Raw genomic sequence first — 17,953 nt, forward strand, 5'->3', positions numbered from 1 at the left:
TATCTGATCCCCTCGCTCCAGGTGCAGGCGGAGCACGCGGAACCCGCCGCCGCCAACCTGGCCGTGCTCAAGGTCGTCGAGGCCTATACGAAGCGCATCACGGCCATGCAGGCCGAGCAGCAGATCCCGGAGCCGGCACGGATGAGCGTGACGCTCCTCGTACCGCCGACGGCGGTCGCCCAGACCGGGACCAAGAGCCGCGGACTGGCCGGGACGGTGCTGCTGGCCGGGGTCTGCGGCGTGGCAGCCGCCCTGTGGACGGATCAGGTCGTGACGCGCCGGAACCGGCGCCGGCGCGAACGCACCGACACCGGTCCGGAGAACGAGGCCGGGGCCGAGAGCCGGGTGCCCGCGACCGCGGCCGCGGCGGCCCGCGGAGGAAGCGGCCCCCCGGACCGGTGGTGCCCCGGGCACGGGGCGGGGGTGGTGCACTTGGTGCTGTCGGTACTGCTGGTTCATCAAATCCCTCGGCGTTTCCAGGACTGCCACCAGAGCCACTCGCGCCCCCGGTCGGCGACGGCCGAGAGCACCAGCGGCTGGAGGTACGGCATCACCCGGGCCCCGATCCGCCGCCGCCGGCGCAGCGCCCGGTACTCGCCGAGCGAGGTGTATTCCGGCAGGCACTCGGCGGCGAAGGCCTCCAGTTCCTCGACGGGAACCACGCCGGTGCGCCCCCGGTCGTACGCGCGGTAGGCGCGACGCAGCGCATACCGGGCGAGCCGGGTCCGCGCCAGGGCCGACAGCCGACCGGCTTCCGGGAGCAGGCCGGAGCACTTCTCCAGGACCGAGTCGAAGGCGACGAGGCGCTGGCGCAGGTCGTCGAGCTGCCCGCCGAAGTCCGTGGTGGACATGTTGTTGCCGTGGACACGGTAGAAGGCCTGGTCGGCCCCGCGGACGTAGCCCACGTCGGCGTGCGCCGCGAGCCGCATCCACATCTCGATGTCGCCGGCGTGCGGGAGGTCCGGGTCGTAGCCCCCGACCTTGCGCTGGAGGCTGGTGCGGACGACCACCTCGGGCGAGGTGATGCATCCGGTGCCCTCCCGGAAGCGCCGCTCCAGCCACCACCGTCCCGGGTAGACCACCGAACCGGTGCTCCGGGTGCGGGCCGCGGGCAGCGGTCCGCCGTGCCGGAACCTGAGCGGCCTGCCGTAGGCGAAGCCGGCTTCGGGGTGGGCGTCGAGCAGCGCCGCGGCGCGTACCAGGGCCCCGGGGACCAGCCGGTCGTCGGCCGAGAGCAGGGCGACGTAGTCCCCGTCGGCCCACTCCAGCAGGCCCTCGTTGTAGGTGGCGATGTGGCCCTGGTTGCGTTCGTGGACCCGGACCTCGATGCGGGGGTCGGCAGCCGCGAGGGCGCGCGCGACCTCGGCGGAGTCGTCGGGCGAGGCGTCGTCGATGATCAGGACCCGTACGTCGACGCCCGGCTGCTCGTCCAGGACGCTCTTGACGCAGTCGGCCAGGAAGTGGCCGTACTTGTAGCAGGGGATCACCACGCTGACGGTGCTCACTGGCCGGACACCTCCGTCGAGCCGTCCGACGCGAGGCCGGCCGGCGCAGTGGTGGTGAACACCGGGCCGACCCAGTAGTTCACGGAGCCGAACGTGTTGGTGGGGAACGCGGTGGAAGCACCGTACTTGTAGAGGCCGTTGGCGCCGCCGCTGCCGTCGGCCGGGGCGACCAGCGGGTAGGAGCGGTGCGCGGCCGTGAAGTAGCCGCCGTCCACGGAGTACTTGCCGTTCGGCGCGTGGTAGGAGGCCACGTAGCTGGTGCCCGCGGTGACGGGCACCGGGGTGGCGAAGTGGAGCTGCTGCCAGCCGGACAGGGTCTCGCTGCCGAAGGTGCCGGTCGCGAGGAGCGTGCCGTCGGCCGACCACAGGCTGCCGGTGTGGCTGCCGGTGTTCCCGGGGCCCTTGTAGAAGGTGATGCCGGTGACGTAGCCGCTCACGGCGGACTGGAAGCGGGTGCCCAGTTCGACGGAGTTGGTGTCGTCGCCGACGTTGGCGGTGCTCGGCTCGGCCGTGGGTCCCCACAGGGTGCAGGGGCAGTTCACGGTGGGCGGGCTCGCACTGGTGGTGAACGTCCAGGTGACGGGCGCCGTCATGGCGTTGCCCCACAGGTCGGCGGCCTGCACCGACGCCGTGTACGTGGCGTTCAGCACCAGCTCCGTGGACGGGGTGAAGGTGGCGCTGTTGGAGGCGCTGAGGACCTTGCTGCCCGGAACGGCGGCGCCGCCCGGGTCCTTCAGGGTGAAGACGAGGGTGTCGGCGTCGATGCCCTCGCTGAAGGTGGCCTTCACCGCTGCCGTGATCGCGGTGCCGGTCGCCGCGGACTGCGGGGTGATCGAGGTGACGGTGGGCGGTGTCGTGCTCGCGGTGGAGGTGTCCAGGACGGCGTCGACCCAGTAGTTGCTCCCGGACGAGGCCGTGGAGGGGAACCCGCCCGTACCGCTGTAGCGGTACACCCCGTTGCCTCCGTCGGTACCGCTGCGCAGCGCGGTCAGCGGGGCCAGGCCCGCGTCGGCGTTGGCGAAGGTGTTGTCGAAGGAGTATCCGCCGTTGGGGGCGAAGTAGGAGGCGACGTACGTGGTGTTGGCCTTGACCGGGACCGGGGAGGAGAAGTTCAGCTGCTGCCAGCCGGAGGCGGTCTCGTTGGTGAAGGTGCCGGTGGCCAGGCGCTGGCCCGTGCTGCTCCACAGGCTGCCCGTGTGGGTGCCGGTGTTGGCCGGGGACTTGTAGAAGCGGACGCCGGTGATCGAGCCGGGCGCCGAGGAGCGGATCTTCACGCCGAGTTCGACGGCGCTGCCGTCGCCGGCGTTGACGGTGCCCGGTACGGCTGCTGCCGGCCAGACGGTGCAGGGGCACTGCTGGGGGCCCACGGTCAGCGGCACGGTGGTGGTGGCGCCGATGTTGACGCTGTCGTCCACCGCGCGGACCTTGATCTGCACGGGTCCGGGGGTGGTCGGGGTCCACTTGTAGCTCCAGGACCCGATGCCGGTGGTCGCCTTCCAGGTGGTTCCGCCGTCGGTGGAGACCTCCACGCGGGCCACGACACCGCCGCCGCTGTCGGTCGCGGTGCCCGTGACCGTCACCGGCCGCAGCGCGGGCACCGTGGCGTTGGGCGCCGGGCTGGACACCGTGATGGCCGGGCCCGTGGTGTCCGTGGAGGCGGTCGCCGCGACGAGGTTGCTCTGCAGGGACTCGGGCTGGACTCCCATGTCGGCGAAGACGTTCACCGTCGCCTGCTGCATCCGCTTGTCCTCGGTGACCACCGCGTCGTCGGGATTGCCCGTCGGCATGTTGGTCAGGCCCCAGGACCACTGCACGGTGCCGGCGCCGAAGACCAGGGCGTGCGAGGTCTGGTCCCGGAAGGCGACCAGGCTGTGCGTCGCGGTGCCGTTCCCGTACGTGTTGCCGTAGTCGAGCCGGAGTTTGCCGTCGTTGACGTCCACCGTGGTGGACGACAGCTGGATCTGGCCGGGCGGCCGCGCCGCGTCCTCCACGTCGCTGTCCCACTCGTAGCCGAGCGTGCCGGGCGGGAACGTGGCGGTCTGGGAGGGGGTCAGGCTCGCGACGGTGGTGTTCCGCCACAGCCGCATCTTCGCGAACGCGCCGGGCACGGTGAGTGCGTCGCTGCGGTAGCCGTTCACGCTGAACAGCGAGCCGGTCAGCTGGTTCTGCGGCTGGTAGGGCCGACCGTTGGTGGAGCTGGCCGGGTCCATGAAGGTGCCGGTCCAGATCCCGCTCGGGTCGGGGATGCCGTTGGGCTGGGGGAAGGAGAGCTTGGTCTCCTTGTAGCAGACCAGCGTCCGGTTGGCCGTGGCCGCGCCGTCGATGCTGGGCGCGAGCCGGGTCTTCCAGAAGACCTCGTTGCCGCTGAAGTACGTCTGGTGGAGCCCGGCGCGGCGGGCGTTGAGCGCGTTGGTGAACTGGTCCTGGGTCCAGTACTCGTCGTGGCCCGAGGACATGAAGACCTTGTGGTTCCGGAGCTGCGTCGCTCCCCGGGTCGACATGTCGATGCCGGACATGTAGCTCACGTCGTACCCGTTGCGCTCGAGCCACGCGATCATCTGGTACTCGGACCCGTAGATCCCGTTCTCCCCGCCGATGTCCATCGGCCGGTTGTAGCTGACCTCGTACGCCCGGCCGTCCGGCGCGGGGCCCCCGCCGTCGTACAGGTCCTGGCCGCCGTAGTTGTTGTACGCCTGCCAGGTCTGGTCACTGGTCTGCACGACGATGTCGGAGTGACTGGAGTCGTTCCGTACGACGAACGGATAGGGCATCACCCCGTTGCCGTCCGCCTGGTCGAGGTTGGCGACGTACAGGCCGGAGACGGCGTCGGCCGGCACGGTCCACGTCGCGGTGACGGGCCAGTTGCCGCAGTCGACCAGTCCGGTGGCGGCCTTGGTGGTGCAGCTGCGCGGGTTGCCGCCCGGCAGGAAGTTCGCCGGGTAGGTCTGGGCCGCCTGCGCCGCGGTGGACATCAGGCGGGCCCCGTCACCCCCGTAGTGGCCCAGCCGGTAGACCGACACCCGGTACGGGGTCGGCGACTGCACCTTGAACTGCACTGTTTCGCCCGCCTGGATGCTCATCTGGGCACTGAAGCCCTTGATGTCGCCGTAGGCGCTGGGCGCGAACCAGTCGGACATCGGTGTGCCCGGCTTGGAGTTCTCGCACACGATCGCGTTCGTGCCGGGACCGCAGGGGTCCGCCGCACCCGCCACCGAGGACGGAGGTAAGACCGTGGCCATCAGGGCCGCGACCACGGTGAAGAGGCCGTACCGGAGCAACCTTGTCCGTCTGTTCATCTGTACCTCATTTTTTTACGTCGGCGCGGCGCAGGGCGTCAGCGCAGCGCGTCGGTGAGCGCGTCCACGACCCGCTGCTGCTGGGCGGCGGTGATCTGCGGGAAGAGCGGGAGGGAGAGCATCCGGTCCGCGGCCTGCTCGGCGTGGGGGAAGTCCCCGCGGCCGTGTCCGAGGTGTCCGAAGGCCGGGGTGAGGTGGACCGGGGCCGGGTAGTGCACGCCGGCCCCGATGCCCTCCGCGTTGAGCTTGCCGACGACCGCGTCGCGCTCCGCACCGCTGACCCGGACGACGTACAGGTGCCACACGTGGACGTTGCCGTCCGCGGTGACCGGCAGGGTCAGGCGTCCGGCGGCCGCCAGATCGCCCAGCAGCTCGTCGTACCGGGCGGCGGCGGCGCGGCGGGCTGCGTTCCCGTCGGCGAGGCGGGCCAGCTTGGCCCGCAGGACCACGGCCTGCAGGCCGTCCAGGCGGCTGTTGAACCCGGCGACGTCGTGCCGGTACTTGGCGATGCCGCCGTGGTTGGCGAGGGCCCGTACGAGGTCGGCCGTCTCCTCGTCGTCGGTGACCACCGCGCCGGCGTCGCCGTACGCGCCCAGGTTCTTGCCCGGGTAGAAGCTGGTCGCGGCGATCCCGCCGCCGCCCGGGGAGCGGCCCTCCCGGGTGGCGCCCTGGCTCTGCGCGGCGTCTTCGACGACCTTGGCGTACGAGGGCAGCTGCGCGGCCAGCTCCGCAGCGGGGGCGCACTGCCCGTACAGGTGGACCGGGACAACGGCGCGCGTGGCCTTGCCGACCGCGTCCAGCGCGGCCTGCGGGTCCATCAGCAGGGTGTCGGGGAGGCAGTCCACCAGGACCGGCCGGGCGCCGATGCGCGCGACGGCGCCGGCGGTGGCGATGAACGTGTTGGCGGGCAGCACCACCTCGTCGCCGACACCCACCCCGCTCGCACGCAGGGCCAGTTCGAGGGCGTCGGTGCCGTTGGCCACGCCGACGCAGTGGCCGACGCCGGCGAACGCGGCGTACTCGCGCTCGAAGGCGCGGACCTCCTCGCCGCCGATGAAGGCGGTGTCGGCCAGCACCTGGTCGAATCCTGCACGTATTTCCTGCGCGACCTCGGCGTGCGCCGCCTTCAGGTCCACGAGCGGTATCTGGTTCATCCGGCTGTGCTCCCCCTCAGTGTCTCGGGCCTCGTGTGTGTCCCGGGCCCCCGGCCTGCCTGTTCGCCGTCGGCCCGCAGCTCGTCGAGCGCCGGGCCCCCCGCCGCGCGCAGCCGGCGGGCCGGGCTGCCGGCCCACACCTCGCCGGGCGGCACGTCGGCCAGGACCGTGCTTCCCATCCCGGTCAGCGACCAGGCGCCGATCGTGGTGTTCTCCCGTACGAGGGCGCCCGCGCCCACGTACGCCCCCCGCCCCAGCCGTACCCCGCCGCCGAGGCGGACCCCCGAGGCGAGCGTGGCGAAGTCCCCGACCGCGTCGTCGTGGGTGAGGACCGCGTGCGGCATCACGGCCACGTGGGCGCCCACCCGTACGGACGCGGTCAGCACGCAGTGCGCGAGCAGCACCGAACCCGCGCCGAGCACCGAGGACGCGGAGACGGCGGCCGTGGGGTGGAGCACGGTCGCGTACCGGCTCTCGGGCAGGTCCAGGCGCCGCACCAGGCGGGCCCGTACCGCGTAGTCGCCGGGACTGCCGACGCACACCACGACCCGGGCGTGCGGCCGCTGGTGCACCAGGTCGCTGCCGCCCACTACGGGCATGCCGTCGACGTCACGGCCGTGCAGGGCCGGATCGTCGTCCAGGTGCCCGGCGAGCCGCCAGCGCGGGGCGCGGCCGCGCTCCCGGTCGGCGGCGCCCGCGTCCCGTACGGCCTGGGCGGTCTCGCGGGCGAATCCGCCCGCGCCGACGATCAGCAGGTCTTCGGTGACCTGGGCGGTGGGGGCGGTCATCCGCCGGCCTGTTCGCGCAGCACCGCGACCACGCGGTCCTGCTGGTCCTCCGTCATGGTGTGGAACAGCGGCAGGATCAGCGAGTCGCGGCTGATCCGCTCGGTCACCGGCAGCGGCGCCGCCCCGTGGCCGGCGTACGCCGGTTCCAGGTGCGAGGCCATGATCCCGCGCCGGGCCGAGATCCCGGCCTGGGCGAGCACCGCGAGCAGCTCGTCCCGGCCCACCGGGAAGTCCTCGGCCAGCAGCACCCAGTACGACTGGAAGTTGCCCTCGCCGTGAGCGGGGTCCCGGACCGGGCGCAGGCCGGGAATGCCGGAGAGCAGCTGACCGTACCGGCCGGCCAGTTCGCGGCGGCGGGCCACGATCGCGTCCAGCTTGCCGAGCTGCACCAGGCCGACCGCGGCCTGGATGTCGGTCATCCGGTAGTTGTAGCCGACCTCCAGATAGCTCTCGGCAATCGGTTTGCTGCTGGCGTGCCGCTGCGCCGCGGACACGTTCATGCCGTGTTCGCGCAGCCGGCGCAGCCGCTCCGCCCACTGGGCGTCGTCCGTGGTCACCATGCCGCCCTCGCCGGTGGTGATCACCTTGCGGGGGTGGAAGGACCACGCGGCGAGGAGTGCACCGTGGCCGACCGACTTGCCGCCCACGGTCGCGCCGATCCCGCAGGCGGCGTCCTCCACCAGCGGGACGCCCCAGTCGGCGCAGGCCGCGCGCAGGGCGTGCACGTCAGCCGGCACCCCGCCCTGGTGGACGGCGAGCACCGCCCGGGTCCGCGGGGTGCGTACGGCGTCCACGGTGTCGGGGGTCAGGTTCCCGGTGGCTTCCTCGACGTCCGCGAACACCGGGTGGGCGCCCACGTAGCGCACCGCGTTGGCGGTGGCGATGAAGGACAGCGAGGGCACGACCACCTCGTCGCCCGGCCCGAGCTCCAGCGCGATCAGCGCCAGGTGCAGGGCGGTGGTGCACGAGCTCACGGCGATCCCGTGCTCGGCGCCCACCCGCTCGGCGAAGGCGCGCTCGAACTCGGCGACGCGGGGGCCCTGGGCGACCCAGCCCGAGAGCACCGCGCCGGCGGCGGCCTGCGCCTCCTCCTCGCCGAGCCACGGGATCATGACGGGGATGCGGGCGGGGGTCGTTTCGGCGCTCATCGGCCGGCCTCCCCGGCTGCTGCCTGCGCGGCCGCGTCCGCGGCGCGCTCGGCCCGCCACCACTCGACCAGGTCCCGCAGTCCGCGGCGCATGTCGATCTCGGCGGTGAATCCGAGGCGCCCCGATGCCTGCGAGGTGTCCGCGAGGCGCCGGGTGACCCCGTTCACGGCGCGGGCCGGTCCGTGCTCCGGCACCATCCCCTCCGCGCCCATGGCCTCCAGCAGTCCGAGGGCCAGGTCGCGCAGGCTGGTCTCGGATCCGCTCGCGACGTTGAACACCTCGTCGGTCAGGTCCGATTCGGCGGCCAGCAGGTTGGCCCGCGCGATGTCCCTGACGTCGGCGAAGTCCATGGTCTGGGTGCCGTCGCCGAGGATCAGCGGCGGCTCCCCCGCGGTGATCCGCTCCATCCAGCGGATCAGGACCTCGGTGTACAGCCCGTGGATGTCCATCCGGGGCCCGTACACGTTGAAGTAGCGCAGCGCGACGTAGTCCAGCCCGTACATGGCGTGGAAGCTGCGCAGCACGCCCTCGTTGAAGGCCTTCGCGGCCCCGTAGAAGGTGTCGTTGTTGTACGGGTGGTGGCGCTCGGTGGTGGGGAAGGTCTCCGCCAGCCCGTAGACCGAGGCCGAGGAGGAGGCGATCACCTTGCCCACCCCGGCTGCGACCGCGGCCTCCAGCACGTTGAACGTGCCGTCGACCAGCACCTCGTTCGCCAGCCGCGGCTCCTCCGCGCACTGGGTGATCCGGATGGCGGCCAGGTGGAACACCAGGTCGGCGCCCTCGGTCGCCTTGCGCACGGCGGTCGTGTCGCGGATGTCGCCGTCGACGACCTCCACCACACCGCTCTGCAGGGCGCGGGCCAGGTTGGCGGTGCGCCCCCGCACGAAGTTGTCGAGCACCACGATCTCGCGCGCCCCGTGGTCCACCAGCAGGTCGACCACGTGCGAGCCGATCGTGCCCGCCCCGCCGGTGACCAGAATCCTCTTGCCTCGTACGCTGCTCAACGCCCTGCCCCTACTGAGTCGGTCATGGTGTTTCGTGCTTTCGAGTAGCGGTTCCGCGGGCGGTCAGCGCCCGGTGCGCAGTCCGACGACCGCGCCGCGGAACTCAAGGCTCCGGGAGGCCGCCTCGAGGATGTCGAGCACCTGCAGGCCCGCCCAGCCGTCGGTCAGTGCCGGACGCCGCGTCCTGATCGCGGCACCGAACTCTTCGACCATGCTGCGCAGGGCCTCCTTCTCGCCGATCGCGGGCGCCACCATGTCTCCGGTCCGGTAGGAGACGAGCATGTCCCGGCGCTCTTCCGCGCCGATCTCCTGCGGATGGGTCATGTCGACGCCGCGGTCGAAGACCGCGACGCGCTGCGTGGGGTTGAGGTCGTCCCACACCAGGGTGCGCTTGGAGCCGCCGACCATCGTCGTGCGGACCTTCACCGGAGAGAGCCAGTTGACGTGCACGTGGGCGATGGCGCCGGTGTTGAGCGTGAGCGTCAGATAGGCCACGCAGGACTGGCCCGCGCCGATCGGATCGGCCCCGTGCGCGGCGACGGCGACGGGCCGGATGTTCTCCGGGAGGATGAAGTCGAGGACCGAGAGGTCGTGGGGGGCCAGGTCCCACAGGACGTCGATGTCCTTCTGGACGAGCCCCAGGTTGATCCTGACCGAGTCGACGAACTGGATCTCGCCGAGTTCACCGGAGCGGACCATGTCCCGGATGCGGGCCACCGCCGGGGTGTAGCAGTAGGTGTGGTCGCACATGAGGGTGAGGCCGCGTTCCTCGGCCTCGGTCACCAGCCTCAGGCCGTCCTCGTACGTGGCGGCGAGGGGCTTCTCCACGAGGACGTGCTTGCCTGCCCGCAGGGCGGCCAGTGCGACGTCGAGGTGGGTGCCGGCCGGGGTGGCCACGGCGACGGCCTCGACGGCCGGGTCCGCCAGGACCGCCTCGTAGTCCGAGGTGGCCTGGACCGTGGAGTAATTGCCGAGCACCTGCCGGGCCCGGTCGACGTTCAGATCACAGAGCCAGCGGAGCCGGAACCCCGGACTGGACTGGAAGTTGCGGACGAGGTTGGGGCCCCAGTAGCCCGCTCCGACGACGGCGACGCCTAACGGCTTGGCCGGCCATGCGGCTGCGGCTGCGGCCTCGCGCCCCACACCCTTGGCGGCGTCCCTCTCGGAGTCCTTCTCGGTTTCCTTCACAGCGTTCCTTTTCCTTCCGCGCACGCCCGTGGGCGTATCGACAACCCGTGGCCGGGACGCGTGCGAAGGAAGGGGGTGCCGCCGACGGCCGGCGCCGGGACGCGTGTGCGACCCGTGCGTGACCTGCCCAACGGTGATGGCCCCCCACGACCGATGCCCTACGTGTTGCGACGTACTTTCCGCCCCCCGGCCGCCCGGCACCCCTCGCCGGTCCGGCCACGGGCAGGCGGCCTGTTCCCCCAAGCCGCCGCACCCGCATGTTCCCCAACTACCCTGCACCCACTGGATTTCAGCGTCGCCGAAGCACGCCGGATCCGGTCGGCTGCGCTCAATCTAGACCACCGGAACTACCCCCGGGGGGAGTTGGAGGAAACGGTCGGTTCGGCTGTTCGAGCGTGCATACTTCCGGGGTGACCAGCATCGTGATCCCGGCCCACAACGAGGGCCGGGTCATCGGCCGGCTCCTCGACGCGCTCCTGGCCGACGCTCCGGCAGCGGGGCCCGACATCGTCGTGGTGTGCAACGGCTGTACGGACGACACCGCCGCGGTGGCGGGCGCGCGAGGGCCCCGCGTTCGGGTGGTGGAGATACCGACTCCTTCCAAGTACAAGGCACTTCGGGTCGGTGACGAGCACGCACGGGGCTTCCCCCGTCTGTACGTGGACGCCGACGTCGAGTTCGCAGCGGCCGACGTACGGGCGCTGGCCGGCGCGTTGACCAGCAGTCCGGACCTCCTCGCCGCGGCCCCCGGCCGCGACATCCCGCTCTCCGCGTGCGCCTGGCCGGTCCGGGCGTACTACCGGGTCTGGCAGCGGCTGCCCGCCGTCCGCGAGGGGCTGTTCGGGCGGGGGGTCATCGCGGTGTCCGAGCCGGGGCACGCGCGGATCGCCGCCCTGCCCCCGCTGATGGCCGACGACCTGGCGGCCTCCCTCGCCTTCGCGCCGGAGGAGCGGCGCGTGGTCGAGGCGGCCCGGGTGGTGGTGCATCCGCCGTGCACCTGGGGGGACTTGATCAGGCGGCGCGTCCGGGCGGCGACCTCGTCCGCCGAACTGGAACGCTTCCAGGCGGCGGAGGCGGCCGGAAGCCCGGAGGGGGCGCACGCGCCGTCCGCGCGCACCGGCACCGGCGACCTGCGCGCCCTGCTCCGGGAGCGGCCGAGCCTGCTCCCCGGGGTCGTGGTGTTCGTCGTGGCGGCCCTCGCGGCCCGCCGGGGGGCCCGCAAGGCCATCCGGTCCGGGGACTTCTCCACCTGGCTGCGCGACGAGAGCAGTCGGCAGGGCTGAGGCGCCCCGCCGAGCCGAATCAGGCCGTACGCCGCCCAGTTGGCCCGTACAACCACTAGGGTTTCACTCACACGTACGAGTGACTCAGACCGTCGGCACCGGGAGCTCGAGAGCATGTACCTCGCGGACCGCTCCGCACCCGCCGGCGCGAAGACCGCACCGGAGACCGCACCCGAGAACGCACCGGACGGCGGGTCCGGCCGGGCCCCCGCGGTCGCCTCGGCCGTCCTCGCGCTGGGCACGGTCAGCCTGATCACCGACGTCTCCTCCGAGATGGTCACCGCGGTGCTGCCCCTGTACCTGGTCGCCGGACTGGGGCTGAGCCCGCTCGGCTTCGGCGCGCTCGACGGCGTCTACAACGGGGTGGGCGCGCTGGTGCAGTTGACCGGCGGCCACCTCGCGGACCGGGTGCGCAACCACAAGCTGATCGCCGGCATCGGCTACGGCCTGTCCGCCCTGTGCAAGCCGCTGCTGCTGCTCGCCCACAGCCTCGGCCCGGTGGGCGTGGTCCTCGCCCTGGAACGCACCGGCAAGGGTCTGCGCACCGCTCCACGCGACGCACTGATCTCCCTTTCCACTCCTGCCGCGTCACAGGGCCGCGCGTTCGGCGTCCACCGCGCCATGGACACCACCGGGGCCCTGCTCGGCCCGCTCGCCGCCTTCTTCATCCTGAACATGGCGGTGGGCGGGTACGACGCCGTCTTCGGCGTCAGCGCGTGCGTCGCCGTGCTCGGCGTCGTGGTGCTCATGCTGTTCGTCCCGTCGGGCGTGGGCCTCGACCCGACCGGGCCGGCCGGCCCGGTCTCCGGCACCTCCGTAAAGCCGGACTCCCCGAAGCCGGCCGAGGCGGTGAATCTGCGCGAGGCGGCGGCCCTGCTGCGGCTGCCCCGGCTGCGCGCCCTCGCGCTCTGCGCCGCCCTGCTGGGCCTGACCACCGTCAGCGACGCGTTCCTCTACCTGCTGCTCCAGGACCGCACCGGCATCCGGGAGCAGTGGTTCCCGCTGCTCCCGCTGGGCACCGCCGCGGTGTTCCTGCTGCTGGCCGTGCCGGCCGGCGCCCTCGCCGACCGGATCGGCCGCCGTACGGTGTTCCTGGCCGGGCACGCCCTCCTGCTGGCCGGGTACGGGCTCCTGCTGTGGGCCCCGCACTGGCCCGCCCTCCCGTACCTGGTCCTCGTCCTGCACGGCCTGTTCTACGCCGCGACCGACGGGGTCCTGCCCGCCGCCGTCGGCGCGACCGTCCCCGCGAAGCTGCGGGCCACCGGCCTCGCCGTCGTCGGTACCAGCCAGGCGCTGGCCCGCTTCGGCTGCTCGCTCGCCTTCGGCGCCGCCTGGACCCTTTGGGGCGCCGGCCCGGCGCTCGCCGCCGCCGCGGCCGGTCTGTGCTGCTGCGCGGCCGTCGCCGGCTTCGTACTCCGCCCGGCGGCCGCGGACACCGCTCCCGAACGGGCCCGACACCCCCGAGGAACCCGATGACCCGCTCACGCCGGCTGCTCGTACTCGCCGTGGCCGTGCTGCTCCTCGGGGGCGTCGGTACCGCGCTGGTGCTGCGTGCCGCCGCCCGGGCCGAGCAGACGCACGAGGGGGACCCTGCGGTCGCCCAGGGCCCGGTCACGCTCGGGCGGCAGGACCGGCTGGCCTTCCTCAACGGCGCGCAGGGCCCGCACCGCGGGGCCCTCGTCTCGGTCCCGGGGCAGTCACCCGAGGCCGAGCGCACCGCGTCGGGCCTCACCTGCCGGCGCTTCCACGCGGCCGCCGGCACCGGCGTGTGCCTGAACTCCGCTCCGGGCGCGCTCGCCCAGGACAACCGGGCCCTGATCGTCGACTCCGACCTGCGTACGCTGCGCAGCTTCCCGCTCGCGGGCACCCCCTCCCGGGCCCGGGTCTCGCCGAGCGGGCACTTCGCCGCCTGGACGGTGTTCGTCTCCGGCGAGTCGTACGGCGCCGCGTTCTTCTCCACGCGCACCGCGATCGTGGACACCCGCACCGGGGCGATCGAACCGGACCTGGAGAAGTTCTCCATCCAGCTGGACGGGCGGCCGTACACCTCGGGCGACGTGAACTTCTGGGGCGTCACCTTCTCCAAGGACGACGACACCTTCTACGCCACCCTCGGCACCGCCGGCCAGACGTACCTGGTGAAGGGCTCGGTCTCGCGGCGCAGCGTCACCACCCTCGCCCAGAACGTCGAGTGCCCTTCCCTGTCCCCGGACGAGACCCGGGTCGCGTACAAGAAGCGCGTCGCGCGCGGCGCCTCGCTGTGGCGCGAGCACGTACTGGACCTGGGGACGCTGCGCGAGACGCCGCTCGCGGAGAAGCGGAGCGTGGACGACCAGGCCGTCTGGCTCGACGACCGCACGCTGGCCTACGCCCTGCCCGCCGAGGGCCGGGCGGACACCACCGATCTCTGGACGGTCCCGGCGGACGGCACGGGCACCCCGCGCGTCCTGGCCCCGGCGGCCTCCTCCCCGACGCGCCTCGGCTGAGTACTCAGCGCCACGCCGTGAGCGGCGTGCGGCGTCGGAGATCGCCGGAGAAACACCTCTGGGCGCAGCCGAATTCGCCCTCGTGAGAGCCTTCCGCAGGACCGTGGCGGCACTCGGGGCCCGCCCGCAACCGTCCGGGTCCACCCCCTGCAGGGTCGCCGCGCACACGCCACCCCGCGCCCTCCGCACATCCACTCTGACCTGGGCTTTCCCCCCTTCTTCCCTAGAATGGAGCACGTCCCCGCGCAAGATCGCCCAGAGAGGATCCTTCATGAGCGAGACGTCGTACGACGCCAGTCACATCGAGGTATGGGAAGGCGTGGCAGCCGTACGCAAGCGGCCGGGCATGTACATCGGTTCGATCGGTGAGCGCGGTCTGCACCGCATGGTGTACGAGGTCGTCGGTCACGCGGTGGCGGAGGCTCAGTCCGGCCACTGCGACACCATCGAGGTCACGATCACGGCCGACGGCGGCCTGCGCGTGGCCGACAACGGCCGGGGCATCCCGGTGGAGGTGGAGGAGTCCGGCGGAAAGCCGGGCATCGAAGCCGTACTCACCGAGCTCCGCGCCTGCACCCTTCACGACATGGGCATCTGCGTCGTCAATGCGCTGTCGAGCCGCCTCGAGGTCGAGGTCCGGCGCGACGGCTTGCGCTGGACTCAGGAGTACGAGAGGGGCGTCCCGCTCGCTCCGCCGGCCGGGCACGGGCAAACGACCGGGACCGGCACGACGATCACCTTCTGGCCCGACGCCGACACCTTCGAGCACACGGAGTTCTCGTTCGCCACGCTGTCGGACCGCTTCCGGGAGCTGGCCGCCCTGAACAAGGGCCTGGCCCTGACCCTCACCGACCGGCGAAACACGACCCGCTCGGTCCGCCACTCCTACGAGCACGGCGCCCAAGACCTCGTGACCCACCTCAACTCCCGCAAGGGCGAAGCGATCCACCCCACCGTCATCGCCTTCGAGGCGGAGAACGAGGACGGCACGATCTCCGTCGAGATCGCCCTGCAGTGGGACACGTCCGACGGCGAGAGCGTCCACTCCTTCGCGAACGGCATCCGCACGCACGAGGGCGGAACGCACGAGGCGGGCTTCTGGGCCGCCCTGTCAAAGGCGTTCGACGCGTACGCACGGCAGGAGCAACTGCTGCCCGAGGCCGACGACGACCTCACCCGCGACGCCATCGGCAGGGGCCTGACGGCAGTCGTCTCGGTCACGCTCGACGACCCCTGCTTCGAAGGCGCAACCCGAACCAGGCTCGGCAGCACCCCGACGAGGGCCTACGTCCAGGAGGTCGTCCACGAACACCTCACGGCCTGGCTGAACCACCACCCGAACGAGGCCGCGGCCGTCATCCGCAACTCGGCCGCCACGTAGGGCCGGCGGACGGTCAGATGCGCTTGTCGGCCAGGATGCGGTCCGCCGCGTAGTGCGGGCAGGACGCGGTGTGCCAGGTGACCGTCAGCATTCCGGCCTCAGCCGACAGGGTCCGGGCCGTCCCGTCCTTCGGGCCGGCCTGGCAGTACGAGCACACCAGGGCTCGCGGCTTGGGAAACTCCAGCATGATCGTGCCCTTCCCGCTCAGGCGCACTGGCGCACCGGTTACGCCAACTCCTATCAAACCTGGGCGGAACACGGTCCCATACCTGCCGGTAGGACCTGAATTCCCGCAACCCCGGCGGGGAAGCGCGTAAGCCGTGACGTAGCGAACAGCCGAATCCGTGCGGCGGACAGCAGTACCAGCTCCCTCCGCAGCGACTCGAAGGTCCGCAACCCGGAGCCCGTCGCCGCCCAGTACACGTCCGGCTCGCCGACGGAGCCGGCGGTCCTCGCCCTCTCGGGCATGTACGGCCAGTTGAAGGACCCGGTCGGCAGCCGCAGGAAGATGATGGACGGGGCCGCGAAAGCCGACGGCATGACCGTGGCGGTCTCCCCGAAAGAGATCACGCCGGCCGGCTCCGACGTCACCCTGACGTGTCAGGTGCTGACGTCGGTCCGGGGCGGCGCCACGTCCACCCTCCCGATGTGCGCCTGAGCGGACGAGAACACGAGTGCCTCGGTCGCCGTCGTCGCCGAGATCGCCGAGCAGAACCCCGCCTCCGTCGACCTCGGCCGGCTGGCCGGGACGACGCTCAAGGTCCGCGCCGAGGCCAGGCGGCCGGTCAACTGACCGGGGTCCGGCCGCCGTCGACCGACGCCCTGCGCGACGTACGCCACGTACGCGTGATCGAATGGGCGCGCAGACAGTCGAACGGGAAGAGGCGGGCCGTACCTGTGTCAGAGACTCCCCATCCGGACGGCAGGCTCATGCCCGCCGATCCGAACGCCCAGGTGTGGGACGGCGGCGGCCCTTCCGGTGGCGCGGCCCCCTGGGGCCCGCCGCAGGGCCGGCCCGCTCCCCCTGCCGGGTACCTCCCACCCCCCGCCCTCGTGGCCGCGCCGGCCGGTTCGATGTATCACGAGCAGGCGAGGAACGGGCGGCAGGGCGCACTCGGGCGTCTCGGCGAGGTTCTCCTCGTCACGGTCCTCCTGGCGGTGGGCCTCATAGCCGTCACCGCGGCCGGCATGGCGATCGGCCACGGACTGGGACTGAAGCTCGCCCCCGACGGCAGTGACCGGCTGCTGTCCGACCCGCTGGCGGACGAGGCCATGGGGCTGCTCTGCCTGGCGGTCGGCATTCCCGTCGTCCTGCTGGCGGTCCGTGCGTGTGGCCGCCGGCCCGCCGGAACGGTGGTCTCCGTCCTGGGGCGGCTGCGCTGGCATTGGCTCGCCCGCTGCGCTGCGGTGGCATTCCCCCTGATGGCCCTCCAGATGGGCGTTCTCGTGCTCTGGGGCTGGGTGGAGGACGGCCCGGAGAGCCTCGCGGGCGAATTCCCCGGATGGCTGCCGCTGCTGCTCGGCTCGGCCGTGTTCCTGGGGCTGGTTCCGTTCCAGGCCGCGGCCGAGGAGTTCGTCTTCCGGGGCTGGCTCGCCCAGTTCTTCGGCGGGTTCCTCCGTTCGCCGTGGCCGGGGATCGTCGTGGCCTCGTTGCTCTTCGCCCTCGCCCACGGGTTCGGTGCGTGGTCGGGGTTCGCGCTGCTCTTCTACTCCGCGGTGTGGTGGGGCTGGCTCGTCATCCGTACGGGAGGGCTGGAGGCGGTGATCGCGATCCACACGGCGAACAACGTACTGTCCTACGGCATTGCGCTCGCGCTGGGGCAACTGGCCGATTCCGGAACCGCAGCAGATGCACCGTGGCAGGCGCTCGTCCTCGAGCTGGTGTGCGCTCCCGCCTACTGCCTGCTGATCGCGAAACTCGGCGCCCGGCACGGCGTCGCCGACCGCAGCCCGCACCCCCGGCTCACGCTGCCGCTCCCCCCGCCGATGAGGTAGGTGCCGAGGTCGTCCTCGGCGCCTACGGCCCTCGCTGCCCTCGACGACCCCGCGGACATCCGGGGCGTCCCCACCGCTCTGTACGAACTCGGCCAGGCCCACGCGGTCGGCGCGCTCGGCACCGGGCCCCGAGCGCGTCAGGTGAGCAGCTTCGTCTTGGCCTGCTGGAACTCCTCTTCGGTGAGCGCGCCCTTGGCCTTCAGCTCGGCGAGCTTGGCCAGCTCGTCCGCGCCGCCCGATCCGCCGGCCGGACCGGTGCCCGCCGTCTGGCGGATGTAGTCCTGGAAGGCGGCCTCGTTGTCCTTGGCCTGCTTGACGTCCCGCTGGGTCATGCCCTTGCCGCGGGCGATGACGTACACCAGTACGCCGAGGAAGGGCAGCACGATGACGAAGATCAGCCAGCCCGCCTTGGCCCAGCCGCTCATCTCGTGGTCGCGGAAGATGTCCGTGATGATCTTGAACAGCAGGAACAGCCACATGATCCACAGGAAGAACCAGAGCATGGACCAGAAGATGCTCAGCGCCGGGTAGTCGTCGTCCACGGATGCCTCCTTCGGGCGGGCCCGATGCCCGCGATCAGCAGTATTGGCTCGCCCCCTGCGTTCCGCATGTCGAGCGGCCCCGTACGGCTTCCCCCGCGCCGCAACGGACGGCGCAACCGCCGTGCTCGCCGGGCCGCACCGCAGGCCGCGGACCGTATCGACAGGTCTCACCCGGTCGGGTCA

General features: G+C 72.3%; 15 protein-coding genes. 6 read left to right on the plus strand and 9 right to left on the minus strand.

The genetic code is table 11. The features are described from left to right. Positions 1-458 precede the first annotated feature (458 nt). The 7 genes from ACZ49B_RS09610 to ACZ49B_RS09640 all read right to left on the minus strand — a co-directional run bounded on the left by ACZ49B_RS09610 (position 459) and on the right by ACZ49B_RS09640 (position 10,083). Positions 459-1,505 (minus strand): glycosyltransferase family 2 protein, encoded by a 1,047-nt coding sequence (locus ACZ49B_RS09610; protein ID WP_468302558.1) that lies wholly within the window; start codon positions 1,503-1,505, stop codon positions 459-461. Then, a complete protein-coding gene (locus ACZ49B_RS09615; RefSeq protein WP_468302561.1) occupies positions 1,502-4,801 on the minus strand; it encodes a DUF4082 domain-containing protein in 3,300 nt (1,099 codons plus the stop codon). Before ACZ49B_RS09615 ends, ACZ49B_RS09610 begins: the two co-directional genes overlap by 4 nt. A gap of 38 nt (positions 4,802-4,839) precedes the next feature. Next, positions 4,840-5,955, minus strand: coding sequence for a DegT/DnrJ/EryC1/StrS family aminotransferase (locus ACZ49B_RS09620; protein ID WP_468302563.1), 1,116 nt, complete (start codon positions 5,953-5,955; stop codon positions 4,840-4,842). Then, complete coding sequence (locus ACZ49B_RS09625; protein ID WP_468302566.1) at positions 5,952-6,743, minus strand: NeuD/PglB/VioB family sugar acetyltransferase; 792 nt, start codon at positions 6,741-6,743, stop codon at positions 5,952-5,954. The genes ACZ49B_RS09620 and ACZ49B_RS09625 overlap by 4 nt, the downstream gene beginning before the upstream one ends. Then, on the minus strand, positions 6,740-7,891 hold the full coding sequence (locus tag ACZ49B_RS09630) for a DegT/DnrJ/EryC1/StrS family aminotransferase (protein ID WP_468302569.1): 1,152 nt from the start codon (positions 7,889-7,891) through the stop codon (positions 6,740-6,742). Before ACZ49B_RS09630 ends, ACZ49B_RS09625 begins: the two co-directional genes overlap by 4 nt. Next, positions 7,888-8,895: an NAD-dependent epimerase/dehydratase family protein gene (locus ACZ49B_RS09635; RefSeq protein ID WP_468302572.1), complete on the minus strand. Its 1,008-nt coding sequence runs from the start codon at positions 8,893-8,895 to the stop codon at positions 7,888-7,890. The genes ACZ49B_RS09630 and ACZ49B_RS09635 overlap by 4 nt, the downstream gene beginning before the upstream one ends. 63 nt (positions 8,896-8,958) lie before the next feature. Beyond that, a complete protein-coding gene (locus ACZ49B_RS09640) occupies positions 8,959-10,083 on the minus strand; it encodes a Gfo/Idh/MocA family protein (protein ID WP_468302575.1) in 1,125 nt (374 codons plus the stop codon). 410 nt (positions 10,084-10,493) lie between these two features. On the opposite strand from ACZ49B_RS09640, the gene ACZ49B_RS09645 reads away from it, so the two are divergent. The 4 genes from ACZ49B_RS09645 to ACZ49B_RS09660 all read left to right on the plus strand — a co-directional run bounded on the left by ACZ49B_RS09645 (position 10,494) and on the right by ACZ49B_RS09660 (position 15,233). Next, the gene (locus tag ACZ49B_RS09645) at positions 10,494-11,366 is read left to right on the plus strand and encodes a glycosyltransferase family 2 protein (protein WP_468302578.1); all 873 of its coding nucleotides are present in this window, start codon (positions 10,494-10,496) and stop codon (positions 11,364-11,366) included. A 114-nt stretch (positions 11,367-11,480) separates the two neighbouring features. Further along, positions 11,481-12,842 (plus strand): MFS transporter, encoded by a 1,362-nt coding sequence (locus ACZ49B_RS09650; protein WP_468302580.1) that lies wholly within the window; start codon positions 11,481-11,483, stop codon positions 12,840-12,842. Continuing rightward, complete coding sequence (locus tag ACZ49B_RS09655; protein WP_468302583.1) at positions 12,839-13,852, plus strand: TolB-like translocation protein; 1,014 nt, start codon at positions 12,839-12,841, stop codon at positions 13,850-13,852. The genes ACZ49B_RS09650 and ACZ49B_RS09655 overlap by 4 nt, the downstream gene beginning before the upstream one ends. A 271-nt stretch (positions 13,853-14,123) precedes the next feature. Continuing rightward, complete coding sequence (locus ACZ49B_RS09660) at positions 14,124-15,233, plus strand: ATP-binding protein (RefSeq protein WP_468302586.1); 1,110 nt, start codon at positions 14,124-14,126, stop codon at positions 15,231-15,233. A gap of 13 nt (positions 15,234-15,246) precedes the next feature. Here the strand turns inward: ACZ49B_RS09660 and ACZ49B_RS09665 are convergent, their stop codons facing one another. Beyond that, positions 15,247-15,420, minus strand: coding sequence for a hypothetical protein (locus ACZ49B_RS09665; protein WP_389410825.1), 174 nt, complete (start codon positions 15,418-15,420; stop codon positions 15,247-15,249). 279 nt (positions 15,421-15,699) lie between these two features. Here ACZ49B_RS09665 and ACZ49B_RS09670 point away from each other — a divergent pair, with 279 nt between their 5' ends. Next, the gene (locus ACZ49B_RS09670; RefSeq protein ID WP_468302589.1) at positions 15,700-15,891 is read left to right on the plus strand and encodes a hypothetical protein; all 192 of its coding nucleotides are present in this window, start codon (positions 15,700-15,702) and stop codon (positions 15,889-15,891) included. A 272-nt stretch (positions 15,892-16,163) separates the two neighbouring features. Next, positions 16,164-17,228, plus strand: a complete 1,065-nt coding sequence (locus ACZ49B_RS09675; RefSeq protein WP_468302592.1) for a lysostaphin resistance A-like protein — start codon at positions 16,164-16,166, stop codon at positions 17,226-17,228. A 137-nt stretch (positions 17,229-17,365) separates the two neighbouring features. On the opposite strand, the gene ACZ49B_RS09680 is transcribed toward ACZ49B_RS09675, so the two are convergent. Beyond that, positions 17,366-17,731, minus strand: coding sequence for an SHOCT domain-containing protein (locus ACZ49B_RS09680; protein ID WP_468303368.1), 366 nt, complete (start codon positions 17,729-17,731; stop codon positions 17,366-17,368). Positions 17,732-17,953 lie beyond the last annotated feature (222 nt).

It is taken from the genome of Streptomyces sp. NPDC031132, from assembly GCF_055570595.1.